This is a genomic window from Sphingomonas sp. SUN039 (genome assembly GCF_024758725.1).
In the GTDB taxonomy this organism is placed as follows: Bacteria; Pseudomonadota; Alphaproteobacteria; order Sphingomonadales; family Sphingomonadaceae; genus Sphingomonas_O.
Genome location: NZ_CP096972.1, coordinates 1,677,518 through 1,691,384, shown reverse-complemented (window position 1 = coordinate 1,691,384; position 13,867 = coordinate 1,677,518). Strand labels below are relative to the sequence as shown.

The 13,867-nt window shown below is 65.2% G+C and carries 11 protein-coding genes; 6 read left to right on the top strand and 5 right to left on the bottom strand.

Annotation, left to right across the window (positions count from 1 at the left end):
- Positions 1-13: 13 nt before the first annotated feature.
- Genes M0209_RS08250 through bchF form a run of 4 tightly spaced genes read right to left on the bottom strand, consistent with a single transcriptional unit; the run spans position 14 to position 6,951 of the window.
- The gene (locus M0209_RS08250) at positions 14-3,592 is read right to left on the bottom strand and encodes a magnesium chelatase subunit H (protein WP_258887806.1); all 3,579 of its coding nucleotides are present in this window, start codon (positions 3,590-3,592) and stop codon (positions 14-16) included.
- Entirely contained in the window at positions 3,582-5,186 is a 1,605-nt protein-coding gene (bchB, locus tag M0209_RS08245) for a ferredoxin:protochlorophyllide reductase (ATP-dependent) subunit B (RefSeq protein ID WP_258887805.1), read from the bottom strand. Before bchB ends, M0209_RS08250 begins: the two co-directional genes overlap by 11 nt.
- Entirely contained in the window at positions 5,186-6,448 is a 1,263-nt protein-coding gene (locus tag M0209_RS08240; protein WP_258887804.1) for a ferredoxin:protochlorophyllide reductase (ATP-dependent) subunit N, read from the bottom strand. The genes bchB and M0209_RS08240 overlap by 1 nt, the downstream gene beginning before the upstream one ends.
- Complete coding sequence (gene bchF / locus M0209_RS08235; protein WP_258887803.1) at positions 6,445-6,951, bottom strand: 2-vinyl bacteriochlorophyllide hydratase; 507 nt, start codon at positions 6,949-6,951, stop codon at positions 6,445-6,447. Before bchF ends, M0209_RS08240 begins: the two co-directional genes overlap by 4 nt.
- A gap of 235 nt (positions 6,952-7,186) precedes the next feature.
- Here bchF and M0209_RS08230 point away from each other — a divergent pair, with 235 nt between their 5' ends.
- The 6 genes from M0209_RS08230 to M0209_RS08205 all read left to right on the top strand — a co-directional run bounded on the left by M0209_RS08230 (position 7,187) and on the right by M0209_RS08205 (position 13,271).
- Positions 7,187-8,119, top strand: coding sequence for a B12-binding domain-containing protein (locus M0209_RS08230; protein WP_258887802.1), 933 nt, complete (start codon positions 7,187-7,189; stop codon positions 8,117-8,119).
- 36 nt (positions 8,120-8,155) lie between these two features.
- The gene (gene ppsR / locus M0209_RS08225; protein WP_258887801.1) at positions 8,156-9,565 is read left to right on the top strand and encodes a transcriptional regulator PpsR; all 1,410 of its coding nucleotides are present in this window, start codon (positions 8,156-8,158) and stop codon (positions 9,563-9,565) included.
- Positions 9,566-9,641: 76 nt separating this feature from the next.
- On the top strand, positions 9,642-10,544 hold the full coding sequence (gene chlG / locus M0209_RS08220; protein ID WP_258887800.1) for a chlorophyll synthase ChlG: 903 nt from the start codon (positions 9,642-9,644) through the stop codon (positions 10,542-10,544).
- Entirely contained in the window at positions 10,541-11,818 is a 1,278-nt protein-coding gene (locus tag M0209_RS08215) for a BCD family MFS transporter (protein ID WP_258887799.1), read from the top strand. Before chlG ends, M0209_RS08215 begins: the two co-directional genes overlap by 4 nt.
- The gene (locus M0209_RS08210; protein ID WP_258887798.1) at positions 11,815-13,026 is read left to right on the top strand and encodes a geranylgeranyl diphosphate reductase; all 1,212 of its coding nucleotides are present in this window, start codon (positions 11,815-11,817) and stop codon (positions 13,024-13,026) included. Before M0209_RS08215 ends, M0209_RS08210 begins: the two co-directional genes overlap by 4 nt.
- Positions 13,023-13,271 (top strand): hypothetical protein, encoded by a 249-nt coding sequence (locus M0209_RS08205; RefSeq protein ID WP_258887797.1) that lies wholly within the window; start codon positions 13,023-13,025, stop codon positions 13,269-13,271. Before M0209_RS08210 ends, M0209_RS08205 begins: the two co-directional genes overlap by 4 nt.
- On the opposite strand, the gene M0209_RS08200 is transcribed toward M0209_RS08205, so the two are convergent.
- On the bottom strand, positions 13,272-13,835 hold the full coding sequence (locus tag M0209_RS08200) for a cytochrome c family protein (protein ID WP_309547054.1): 564 nt from the start codon (positions 13,833-13,835) through the stop codon (positions 13,272-13,274).
- Positions 13,836-13,867 lie beyond the last annotated feature (32 nt).

Below are 13,867 nucleotides of genomic sequence, written 5' to 3'. Positions count from 1 at the left end.
CATGCAAAATTCCTCATGCCGCGATACCTTCGAGCCGGTCTTCGATCGCGTCCGAAGCGGCGTGGAGCGCGGCGAGGGTCGCCGCGTCGGGAGTCCAATAATGGCGGTCGCTGGCTTCGAGCAGCCGCCCTGCGACGCGGGCGGTCGCCTTGGGATTCAATGCCGAGAGCCGTTCGCGCATGACGTCGTCGAGAACGAACGTCTCGCTGATCGCCTGATAGAGATAGGGGCTGACCTGTCCGGTGGTTGCCGACCAGCCCGAGATGCAGGTCACGCTAGCCTCGATATTGCGGACGCCCTCGAACCCGTGATCGAGCATCCCCTCATACCATTTCGGGTTGAGGACGCGGCTGCGTGTTTCGAGATCGACTTGTTCGGCAAGCGTGCGGACTTTCGCGTCGCCTTGCGTAGCGTCAACGATATAGACCGGCGCGGCTTTGCCCTTGGCACGCGCGACCGAGCGGCTGATGCCGCCGAGCGCGTCGACATATTGGTCGATGGTGGTGACGCCGAGTTCGACCGAGTCGAGGTTCTGATACGCGAAATCGACCGTGGCGAGTGCGGATTGCAACAAGTCGGACTGGCGTACCGGCGCGCCTTTGACGCCGTATGCAAAGCCTTTTTTGGCCTCGAACATGTTCGCCAGCTCGTCGGGATCGGTCCAATTGCCGCTGTCGATCAGCTGGTTGACGTTGGCACCGTACGCACCCTCGGCATTCGAGAAGACGCGCAGCGCAGCCGTTTCGAGGTCGCAGCCGTGCTTGGCGGCATGAGCAAGGCTGTGCTTGCGGACAAAGTTCATATCCTCGGGCTCGTCGGCCTGCGCCGCAAGCAGCGCAGCTTCGGCCATCATGCGCGTCTGAAGCGGGAGCAGGTCGCGGAAGATACCCGACAGCGTGACGACAACATCGATGCGCTGGCGACCCAGCTCGGCCAGCGGGATGAGTTCGGCACCCGACAAACGCCCATAGCCGTCGTGGCGGGGCCGCGCGCCGATGAGCGCGAGCACCTGCGCGATCTGCGCGCCTTCGCTTTTCAGATTGTCGGTGCCCCACAGCACTATCGCGAGCGTTTCAGGGAAAGTACCGCCATCGGCAAGGTGGCGGTCGATGAGCTGTGTCGCCTGCGCGGTGCCCTCTGCCACCGCGACGCGGCTGGGCAGTTTGAACGGGTCGAAGCCGTGGAGGTTGCGTCCGGTCGGCAATACCTCAGCGTTGCGGAGCAGGTCGCCCCCCGGAGCAGGGCGCACGAACCCGGCGTCGAGTGCATGGACGATGCCGTCGAGTTCGCCGTTCGTGTCGAGCAGCGCATTAATCCGCGCGCGGTCGGCCTCGGGCGCGGCATCGAGGATCGCCGCACGCTGCGACGCTTCCATCGGCGCGCCGACGACGTGCAGGCCGTGCGGGATGAGCGCGCGTTCGATGTCGTAGAGATTGGCGGCAAGCGCGGCGACATTGCTAGCGTCGAGGTCCATCTCGGCGGCAGCCGCGACGATCATCGGCTCGATGCCGACACGCTCCGCATCGGTCGAGGTCCGCCAGCGTTCGACCAGCGCCTTGAGGTTGGCCAGCCCCTTGTAAAGTCCGGCCTCCTCGAGCGCGGGCGTGATGTACGAGATGAGCGTCGCGCCCGAGCGGCGCTTGGCGAGCATCCCCTCGGACGGGTTGTTCGCGGCGTAGAGGTAGAAGTTCGGCACATCACCGATCAGTCGGTCGGGCCAGCAATCGCCGGTTAGGCCGACCTGCTTGCCGGGCATCCATTCCATCGCGCCATGCGTGCCGAAGTGAAGGATCGCGTCGGCACCGAAATCCTGGCGCATCCAGCGGTAGAAGGCGCTGAACGCATGCGTCGGGGCGAAATCGCCCTCGAACTGCAACCGCATCGGGTCGCCCTCGAAACCGAACGCAGGCTGCACGCCGACGAAGACATTGCCGAATTGCGCGCCGAGCACATGGATATGGCCGCTCGATGCCTGCGCCTTGCCGGGGGCGGGGCCCCAGACCTTCTCGATTTCGCGCAGGAACGGCTCGTCGCGGACATGGTCGTCGGCGGAAATGCGGGCATGGACGTTGCAGTCCGCGCCGTAGCGGTCGGCATTGCCTTTAAGAATCGCGGTGCGGAGGGCGTCGACCGTTGGCGGCACGATGACGTCATAACCTTCGGCGTAGAGCCGAACGAGCGTGGCGCGGACGCTTTCGAACACGGCGAGATGCGCGGCGGTGCCGACCGCGCCAGCGTTCGGCGGAAAGTTGAACAATACCAGCGCGACCTTGCGCTGGGCGCGCTCGGAGCGGCGAAGCGCGATCATTTTAGCGACCTTGCCTGCCAGCGCTTCGGCGCGTTCGGGGCAGGAGACCATTTCGCGGACAAGGCTCGACGCCGGAAAAGTGCAGTTGCACGCGCAGCCGGTGCAGGCCGCACCCGACGCATCCGACCGCCCGCCAAACACGGTGGGGATGATCGCGCCGTCGAGTTCAGGAATGGCGACCATCATCGTGGCTTCGAGCGGGAGCAGCCCCTGCCGCCCTGCGCCCCACGCCTGCAGCGTCTGGAATTCGAGCGGGTGCGCCGCGATGTAGGGCACGTCGAGCTTCGACAGGATTTCTTCGGCGGCGGCTGTGTCGTTGTATGCGGGGCCACCGACGAGCGAGAAGCCGGCCAGCGAGATCACGGCATCGACTGTCGAGACGCCGTCCTTCATGAAGTATTTTTCGATGGCGGGACGGCTGTCGAGGCCGCTGGCGAAGGCGGGGACGACCTTGACGCCCTTTGCTTCGAGCGCCGTGATCACTCCGTCATAATGGCCGGTGTCACGCCCGAGGATGTACGAGCGCAGCATCAATATGCCGACCGTGCCGGTCTTGCCCTTGGCCGGGAGCGCCTTCGCGTCCTCGACGATCCGCAGCGGCAGGGCAGGGTGGTAGAGGCCGACCTCGGGATATTCGACCGGGTTGTCGGCTTTCATCGTCCCGCGCAGGTCGCGGCGCTCGCCGTCCGCGTAACGGTCGACCAGCATACGGACCATGTTCACGACATTGTCGTCGCTGCCCGCCAGCCAATATTGCAGCGTCAGGAAATAGGCGCGAACGTCTTGCGCGGCACCTGGGATGAAGCGCAGGATTTTGGGCAGGCGGCGCAGCATCTTCATCTGCCCTGCGCCCGAACTTGCGGCGGGCTTGCCGTCCTTGCCAGGCTTGCCGCGCAGCCGCTTGAGCAGCGCCATCGGCCCGGTGGCGGGCTTGTCCATCCGGTAGCCGCCGATCCGCGTCAGCTTCACCACCTCGGCCCCCGACATCAGGCCGAGCATCGCATCGCACGCCTCGCGGCGCGCTTCGAGCGCGGGCAGGACGGCGCGGATATGGTCTTCGAGGAATAGCATCGTCGAAACAACGATATCGCCGGTGGCGATGTCGGCCTTGCAACGTTCAAGCGAGTCGGGCGCGCGTTCCCAGTCGGCGGCGGCGTGGAACGCGATGCTGATGCCACTGCCTTCGCGCGCCAGCTGCTGCGCGGCGCGCTCGACCGCACCCGACAAATGATTGTCGAGCGTCACGATGACGACCCGCACTTTGGGGGCGAGGCTACCGTGCATAATGCGCTTTCGCGTCATACAAGGTGTCGAGGCTGATCGTCGCCAGCCCCTGTTCGGCGGCAAAGCGTTCGGTGTTCTTGCGCGCCTTGCCGCGCACGAAAAACGGGATTTTGCGGAGTTCGGCTTCGGCTGCGGCATCCCAAAGATTGCCGTCACCCTGAACTTGTTTCAGGGTCCACCCCTCCGCCGGAACCGATTGCTCGGGTTGAGGAGTGGATGCTGAAACGAGCTCAGCATGACGGGTGCTGGTGGAAGCAGCATGCCCAGCCGCCCCGTGATGGCTCGCCCCATTGGCATCGCTGAATTCGAAATCGTCGCGGAACATCGTCAGCAGATGCTCTTCCAGTCCCATCGTCAGCGGGTGAACCCAGCTGTCGAACAGGACGTTCGCGCCTTCCCAGCCCATTTGCGGCGAGTGGCGTGCGGGGAAGTCCTGGACATGGACCGGTGCCGAAATAACCGCGCAAGAAATCCGCAGGCGCTTGGCGATGTGGCGTTCCATCTGGCTGCCGAGCACCAGTTCAGGCGCGGCGGCGATGATCGCGTCTTCGACTTCCATATGGTCGTCGGTAATCAGCGGCTCGACGCCGTATTTAGCCGCTGCCTCGCGCAGGTCGCGGGCGAACTCGCGGTTGTAACAGCCGAGGCCGACGACTTCGAAACCGAGTTCCTCATGTGCGACGCGGGCAGCGGCGATGGCGTGGATTGCGTCGCCGAAGATGAAAACCCGCTTGCCGGTCAGATAGTTCGAATCGACCGAGCGCGACCACCACGGCATCCGCGACTGCGCGGCGGCAATGGCGGGCTCGGGGTCGGTCCCGGCAAGTGCGGCGACTTCGCGGACGAATTCGGTCGTCGCGCCGTGTCCGATGGGGACGGTGCGGACGATGGGCTGGCGGAAGGTCCGCTCCAACCAGCGCACCGTGGTATCGCCGATTTCGGGATACATCAGCACGTTGAAATCGGCACGACCGATGTCGGCGATCTGCGCGGCGCTCGCTCCCAACGGCGCGACGAGATGGACATCGACCCCGACCGAGTCGAGCAGCGTAGTCACTTCGATGATGTCGTCACGGTGGCGGAATCCGAGCGCGGTCGGGCCGAGCAAATTCGCGCGCAGCCGACGCCCCTCGACAGGCGCGCGCACTACGTCGCGATCGGCGAGTTTGCGGACCAGCTGGTAGAAGGTTTCGCCCGCGCCCCAATTCTCCTTGCGGCTATAGCTCGGGAGTTCAAGCGCCACGACCGGGCAGGGCAGATTCATCGCATCGACGAGCCCGGCCGGATCGTCCTGGATCAGTTCGGCAGTGCACGACGCGCCGACCAACATGGCGGCAGGCTTGAACCGCTCGTACGCATCGCGTGCCGACGACTGGAACAGCTCGGCAGTGTCCTTGCCCAGATCGCGCGCCTGGAATGTCGTGTACGTCACGGGCGGGCGCGCGCCGCGCCGCTCGATCATCGTGAACAGCAGGTCGGCATAAGTATCGCCCTGCGGCGCATGCAGAACATAATGGATATCGGTCATCGCGGTCGCGACGCGCATCGCGCCGACATGCGGCGGGCCTTCATATGTCCAGACGGCGAGTTGCATCAGACCCTCAAGACGTCGCGCCGCCGCAGCGGGCGCGCAAAGAGTTCGGCGAGATCGCCCGCTTGGTCGAAGCCGTGGATCGGCGAGAACACCAGTTCTATCGCCCATTTCGTCGAGAGCCCTTCTGCCTCCAACGGATTGGCGAGGCCGAGGCCGCAAACAGTCAGATCGGGCTTGGCCGCACGGACACGGTCGAGTTGCTTGTCGACGTCCTGTCCTTCGCTGATCTGCGTGCCGGCGGGCAGCGCGGCGAGGTCGCGGGCAAGATGGCGGCGGTGAAGATACGGCGTGCCGACTTCGACCGGGATCATGCCGAGCTCGTTGGCGAGGAAGCGTGCCAGCGGCACTTCCATCTGCGAGTCAGGCATGAAGAAGATCGACTTGCCGTTGAGGCGGCTGCGGCTGTGTTCGATGGCTTTGACGGCGCGGGCGCGCGGGGCGGCGATGACGGCGTCGAATTTGGCTCCCGGTATGTCGAACGCATCGGCGGCAGCGCGCAGCCAGTCGGTCGTGCCTTCGACCCCGAACGGGAACATCGCGTCGAGCCGCACCGCACCGCGATCGTCGAGCGCCATCGCGGTTGTGCCGAGGAAGGGTTGCGCGAGCAGATAACGGGTGTTCGGCCCAATGGAGGGAAGGGCATCGGCCCGGCGTCCGGGGAGGACATGTACCGGGCCGATACCCAACTCGGCAAACAGGCGGAGGAACTGGTCCTCGACGATATCGGGCAGCGCGCCGACGATCAGGAGTTCGGTGGCGCTCGTTGCCGGGGCGGGGCACTCCGGGACCAGCGCCGCGAGGCAGGCATCTTCGCCTTCGGTGAAGGTCGTCTCGATGCCGCTGCCCGAATAGTTGAGCACCCGCACCGCAGGGTTGTGCTTGACCGACAGGCGTTGCGCCGCGCGGCTGAGGTCGAGCTTGATGACTTCGCTCGGGCACGACCCGACAAGAAACAGCATCTTGATGTCGGGCCGCCGCGCGAGCAGCCGGTCGACGACGCGGTCGAGTTCCTCGTTGGCATCGGCAAGGCCCGCCAGATCGCGCTCCTCGATGATCGCGGTGGCAAAGCGGGGCTCGGCAAAGATCATAACGCCCGCCGCCGATTGGAGCAGATGCGCGCAGGTCCGCGAACCGACGACGAGGAAGAAGGCGTCCTGAATCTTGCGGTGCAGCCAGACGATCCCGGTCAGCCCGCAGAACACTTCGCGCTGGCCGCGCTCGCGCAGGACGGGCAGGTCGGCGGTGGCGGGCATCACGGTCATGCCGTGGCCCCGCCGGGCAGCTGAGCTTCGAGTCGTGCGGCGCGCAGCTTCAGCAGGAATTGCGTCGCGTTGACGATATAGGTGGCATAGGCGGCGAGGGCGACGAGCATGCGCGCCTCGACCGTGCCGATGTTCAGCAACAGCATCGCCAGATAGGTCGTGTGCAGCGCGATGACGATCATCGACACCGCGTCCTCCCACCAGAACGGCTCGGCGAACAGCCATTTGCCGAACACTGTCTTTTCCCAGATCGAACCAGTAATCATGATCGTGTACAGGGTGAAGGTCTTGATAATGATGGAGATATCGGCTGCGCCCTGTCCCTGACCGGTGGTCAGGTACCGCAGCACGAGGACAACGCTGACGAGGCAGACGAGGAACTGGATCGGTGCGAGAATGCCCTGAACCAACGTCCAGACAGAGGCGTCGCGGCGCATACGTTCTTGGTCAGTGTAGAGACCCTGCCGTGCGCTTTGCTGCGCTGATATGCTGCGGCTCGTCATTGCGGTTGCGACACGCCTCTCCACCCAGAAATCGAGACTGGCGCACCCTCTGGAAAGTGTCAAACTTTTTTGACGTAAAAGAAAAACGACAGTTTTTTTGTGCCGAAACGTGGCGGGGGAATTGCCAAGCAATTCGAACGGGCATAGCATCCCGAGTCGCTGGAGGTGGCAGTCAACGGGTCGCCTCATGAGATTGCGATATCGTTTGCAATCCGGCCGGTCGGGAGAACCGGGAATGGCATCGGTGGTCGGGATGATGGAGCAGGCACGTGCCTTCCTCCCCGATTTCGTCGCACGTCGTAAGCGGGGAGCGGGGCCTCGCGGCCCCGAACCGCGCGAACCGCAATCGCCGGTTTCTGCCCTCAAAATTGTCGGCGCGTCGCCGCTGCCGAATTTTGCCAATCCGCTTGCCGACCTGATCGAACGGGCCGTTATCCCGCGGGTGGTCGAGGCGCATCTGGCCGATACGATTCCGGTGGACGTCCGGAACCGCTGGCATGATGAGGCGCTGTCGTTCGCGGCGATGGCGATCGATGCCGATGCCAAGGAACTGCTCGACCGGCTCGATACGATGCTGGACAGTGGGACCGAAATCGAAGCGATTCTTGTCCACATTCTGGCCCCTGCTGCTCGACGTCTGGGGATCATGTGGGAACAGGACGATTGCGATTTCGTCGATGTCACCATGGGGCTTTGGCGACTGCAGGAGGTCGTTCGCGAACTTTCCTCGCGGATACCGGCGCGGCCCGGTCTTCCAACGGGTGGCTATCGCGCCGTTTTCTCGGCGATGCCGGGCGAACAGCATAATTTCGGGACAGTGATCGTCGAGGACATCTTTCGACGTGCGGGCTGGTCGACCGAATTGCTGCTTGAGGCACAACAGGGAGCCTTGCTCGCTGCCGTTGCGTCCGACCGCTACGACCTCGTCGGCTTGACCGTCAGCCTCGACGTACATACGGATCGCCTGCCGTCGCTGATTTTGGCGATACGCAGCGTATCGAGAAATCCACGGCTATGCATATTGCTTGGCGGCCGCGTTCTGATGAACGATCCCCAACTCGCTCTCCGCGTCGGTGCCGATGGAACGGCAGCCGATGCACAGTCGGCGGTCGCTTTGGCCGACCGGCTGGTTACCGCGAATGCCTGTCGCGAGGTATTCACCGCCTGACTGTGAAGGGCATGGCGATGAAGAAGGCATTTGATCGTGCCGGATAACGGCGTTGGGTTCCGCGCCCCCGAACAGGGGCTTGGCGGCTTCGGGGCGGCGAGCGTGGGGCGGCTCGCGTCGGCTTCGGGCGATATCGCGCTCATTATGGCATCCGATGGGCGGATCATCGACGTGTCGTTCGCGTCGGGCGATCCCACCGGGGCCGGACAGGATGGCTGGATCGGGCGCAACTGGGCCGACCTAGCCAATATCGAAAGCCAGCCCAAGATCGCCGAGATGCTGGCGGCGGCGCATAGCGACGCCGTGCCCCGCTGGCGGCAGATCAACCATCCGAGCAACGACGGCGATGTGCCGGTGCGCTATCTGGCGGTCGGGTCGGGCAGCGATGGCAATATCGTGGCGATCGGGCAGGACATGCGCGCGCAGGCGGCGCTGCAACAGCGCCTGATCCAGGCGCAACAGTCGCTTGAGCGCGATTACCTGAAGTTGCGTCAGGCCGAAACGCGCTACCGGATGCTGTTCGATCTGGACAGCGAAGCAGTGATGATCGTCGAGGCCGACACCCGCCGCATCCGCGAAGCCAATCCGGCGGCGACGGCGCTGGCCAAGGTAAAGCCCGGAGCTCTAGTCAACCGCACGCTGACAAGCCTCATCCATAGCAGCGATCACGAGGCTCTGTTCGCCTACCTCGGGCAGGCGACAGCGAGCGACACGGCGGAGCCGGTCCAGCTGCGGCTCGCGGGTGGTAAGGCGAATATCGGCGTGTCAGCTATGGCGTTCCGGCAGGATCGTACGGCATTCTACCTGATCCGGTTCCTGACGAAATCGCACGGCGACACGGCCGACATCCAGCCGATGCGCGACCTGATCGAGCGGCTGCCCGACGGGTTCGTCCTGACCGACGCGAAGCTGTCGATGCTGTCGGTCAATGCCGCCTTCGTCGATATGGCGGGCGAAGTTTCGGCGGCGCGGCTCAAGGGCACATCGCTTGGAGACTATCTCGGTCGCTCGGGCATCGACGTCGATCTCATCGTCGACCAGATCCGCGAATACGGCAATGTCCGCAACATCGCGACGATCCTGCGCGGGCGGGGCGGCAACGTAGAAGAAGTCGAAGTGTCGGCGGTAGCGGCCCCGACCATCGAGGGCGACGGCTATGGCTTCTCGATCCGCAGCATCGCCCGCCGCGCCCGCGATTTGCCGCCGCAGCCCAAGGACATGCCGCGTTCGGTCGAACAGCTGACCGAACTCGTCGGGCGCATGTCGTTGAAAGACATCGTCCGCGAATCGACCGACCTGATCGAGCGGCTCTGTATCGAGGCGGCACTCGAATACACCAGCGACAATCGCGCCTCGGCGGCTGAAATTCTGGGCGTGTCGCGGCAATCGCTCTATTCGAAACTGCACCGGCACGGGCTGGGCAATCTGGTCGGCGACGGGGATTAGTCCGCGCGGCTTGGGACGCTGAATTAACTGTCCATTCTTCTTGACGCTCTCCAGTGTCAGGCATAGCCTCGCACCCATGGCCAGCTCGCTGTCCCCGCCCGCTCCGGTGCCGGTTCCCGCCGTGCGCGATGTGCTTGCGCTGCTGAAGCCGATCACTTGGTTTCCGCCGATGTGGGCGTTCCTGTGCGGGGTGGTGTCGTCGGGCGTGCCGGTGGCCGAGCGGCTGCCTTTTCTCCTCATCGGCGTCGTCCTTACCGGCCCGCTGGTGTGCGGCACGAGCCAAGCTGTGAACGACTGGTTCGACCGCCATGTCGATGCGATCAACGAGCCCGACCGTCCGATCCCGTCGGGGCGGATTGCGGGCAACTGGGGCCTGCGGATCGCGATTATCGGCACGGCGCTGGGGGCGGTTGTCGCCTGGCCTGCCGGAACCTGGGTGTTTGCCGCGACCTTGCTCGGGCTGGCTTGCGCCTGGGCATATAGTGCGCCCCCGCTGCGGCTGAAGGCCGATGGCTGGGCCGGACCGGCGGTCGTCGCGATTACCTATGAAGGTCTGACGTGGTTTACTGGCGCGGCGGTAATGCTCGGCGCATTGCCCTCGGCACAGATACTCATTGTGTTGCTGCTCTACAGCCTTGGCGCGCACGGGATCATGACATTGAACGATTTCAAGGCGGTCGAGGGCGACCGCGCGACAGGCGTGCGCTCGCTGCCCGTACGCCTCGGCGTGACGAATGCGGCGCGGCTGGCGTGTCTGGTCATGGCGGTGCCGCAGGCGGCGGTCGTCGCGTTGCTCATGCAATGGGCGCTGGTCCTGTCGGCGGGAGTCGTCGGTGCGCTGTTGCTTGTCCAGTTCGCCCTGATGGCGCGGATGCTGAGCGACCCCAAGGCGCTTGCCCCTTGGTATAACGCCACCGGCACGAGCTGTTACGTCCTCGGCATGCTCGCCGCCGCCCTCGGCCTCGGGGGCGTGATATGACGCCACTGTCTTGGCCGCAGATTGCGCGCCTCGGACTTGTCCAGAGCGCGATCGGCGCGATGGTCATGCTGTCGACGTCGCTGCTCAACCGGGTGATGGTCGTCGAATACGCGATGGCGGCGGCCATCCCGGCAGGGCTGGTGGCGTGGCACTATGCGGTGCAATTGTCGCGCCCGGCCTGGGGGTACGGTTCCGACAAGGGGCGGCGGCGGACCCCGTGGATTATCGGCGGGATGGCGGTACTGGCGGGCGGGTCGATGCTCGCGGTCACGGCCACGGTTTGGCAGATGCTGGCGCTTGCCATCCTCGCCTTCACCCTGATCGGCGCGGGTGTCGGCGCGGCGGGGACATCGCTGTTGGCGCTGCTGGCGACGCGGACGGCACCCGAACGCCGCGCGGGCGCGGCGTCGCTGACGTGGATCATGATGATCGTCGGGATCATCGTGGCGGCAGGTGTCGCGGGCAAGTTGCTCGAACCCTTTTCGGTGCAGCGGCTGTTTGCGGTGGTCGGCGGGGTGGCGCTGGTCGCTTTTGCGCTGGCCCTGCTCGGGGTGTGGGGTATCGAGGGCGTACCGGTCGCCGAGCCGCGCGCAAGCCCCGAAACCGGTTTCGGCACGGCGCTCCGCGAAATCTGGGCCGACCCCGAAGCGCGTAACTTTACGGTTTTCGTCTTCATGTCGATGCTCGCCTATTCGATGCAGGACATGATCCTCGAACCCTTTGCGGGCCTGATGTTCGCGTACACGCCGGGGCAATCGACCGGCCTGTCGGGTATCCAGCATCAAGGCGTGCTGGCGGGCATGATCCTCGTCGGTTTCGGTGCGCGGACCTTCGGCGGCGGGACCGCGCGCGGCCTTCGCGGCTGGACGGTCGGGGGATGCCTCGGCTCGGCGGTCGCTGTGGCGGCGCTGGCAGCGGGCGCTCAACTCGCGCCACACTGGCCGCTAGCTGCCAATGTCGCGCTGCTCGGCTTCTGCAATGGCGTGTTCGCGGTTTCGGCTATCGGCGCGATGATGGCGCTGGCCGGGCAGGGCGGTGGGCAAAAGGAAGGCATCCGTATGGGCGTATGGGGGGCGGCGCAGGCGATTGCCTTCGGCCTCGGCGGGCTGATCGGCGCGGTCGGTGTCGATGCCATGCGCGCGATGACCGGGGCCGATGGCCTCGCCTTTTCCAATGTATTCGCGGTCGAGGCGGGGCTGTTCCTCGTTGCGGCCTGGCTTGCGGCGGGGGCGGTATCGTCTGCCCCGGCGCGGGCGCGGGAGGTACTGGCATGAGTTACGATTACGATACGATTGTCGTCGGCGGCGGGCCGTCGGGTGCGACAGCGGCGACCGATCTGGCGCGGCTGGGGCGGCGGGTGCTGCTGATCGACCGCGCGGGACGCATCAAGCCATGCGGTGGCGCGATCCCGCCGCGCCTCAACCGCGATTTCGAGATTCCGGACAGCCTGATGGTCGCCCAGGCAACGACCGCGCGGATGATCGCGCCGTCGGGAAACTGTGTCGATATGCCCGTCGGCAACGGCGCGGTTGGCATGGTCGACCGCGAAGTGTTCGACGAATGGCTACGCGCGCGGGCGGCGCTCGCGGGTGCCGAACGCGAAACCGGAACGTTCGAGCGCATCGACCGCGATCCCGACGGTGCGGCGCGCGTGGTGTGGCGCGGCGAGCGCGGCGGCGCGGAACTTAGCGCGCGCGCAAAGACGGTGATCGGTGCGGACGGCGCACGCTCGGGCGTCGCGCGGCAGGAACTGAAAGGGGCCGACCGCATCCCCTGCGTGTTCGCCTATCACGAAATTGTCGAGGTACCTGAGGGCGGCGTGCCCGGGTACGACCCCAACCGCTGCGACGTGCTGTATCAGGGCCGGCATTCGCCCGACTTTTACGCCTGGGTGTTTCCGCACGGGCATACCGCCAGCATCGGTTTGGGCAGCGCCAATAAGGGGTTTCCGCTGCGCGAGGCGACGGCGGAACTGCGGCGGCAGACCGGTCTCGACGCGCTGAAAACGATCCGCAAGGAAGGCGCGCCGATTCCGCTCAAGCCGCTGAAACGCTGGGACAACGGGCGCGACGTTGTGGTCGCGGGCGATGCGGCTGGCGTTGTCGCACCTGCCTCGGGCGAGGGGATTTACTACGCGATGGCGGCGGGGCGCGAAGCGGCTGACGCGGTCGAGCTCTGCCTCGCCACCGGCAAGGCTTCGGCGCTCAAACAGGCGCGGAAACGTTTCATGCGCCAGCATGGCCGGGTGTTTCTGATCCTCGGTATCATGCAATATTTCTGGTATTCGTCGGACAAGCGCCGCGAGCGCTTCGTCAAAATGTGCGCCGATCCCGATGTCCAGCGGCTGACGTGGGATGCGTATATGAACAAGGCGCTGGTCCGCGCCGACCCGATGGCGCACGTCCGCATCTTCTTCAAGGATCTCGGGCATTTGCTGGGCATCGGCAAGGTCGACGGACCGCCGATAGTTCCCGCCGAATGAGCTGGTTCTTCGCCAGCGGTCACGCTGTCGATGTCGTGCTGGGGTTCATGTTGATCGAGGGCATCTGGCTGGTCGTACGACGATGGTCGCCGCTCACTGTCTTCCTGACGCTGGCCCCCGGCGCGCTGATGCTGATCGCGCTGCGCGCCGCGCTTACGGGGGCACCGTGGTACTGGATTGCCTTGCCGCTGACGGTGTCGCTGCCGGTCCATCTGGCCGACATGCGACACCGCCGACAGGCGTAGTTACTTCAGCGTATTGAGGTACGCGATCAGGTTCGCTCGCTGCTGCGGATCCTTTACGCCGGTATAGGTCATCTTGGTGCCGGGAATCACGCGCTGCGGATTTTCGAGATACTGGAACAGTTTCTCGTCGCTCCACACGATGCCGCTCGCCTTGTTGGCGGCGGAATAGCTGAAGCCCGGGATCTCGCCCGAATGACGACCCTGGATCGAGTGCAGCGAGGGGCCGACCATGTTCTTGCCGGCTTCCGATGAATGGCAGGTCTTGCAGTTGAGGAAAACCTTTTCGCCGGCGGCCGCGTCGCCAGTAAAGCTCGCGAATTTGCTGCCGTCGAGCGTATCGGTGTTGTCCGCGGCAGGCGCGACCGCCGCAGCCGGTGCCGCAGCATTGGTTTCTGCCGTTGCCGCAGCGGGTGCCGCATCGTCTTCGGCCTTTTTGGAACAGGCCGGCAAAGCCAGTAACGCAACGATACCCAGCGAAACGCCCAGATATGCCTTCACACTCGCCATGTGCTTCTCCATCCGCAAATTCTTGCTGACGCCATAGTCAGGCGGCGGAAATTGCATGAAAAGGATGCCCGCGCAATCACAATAGCTTG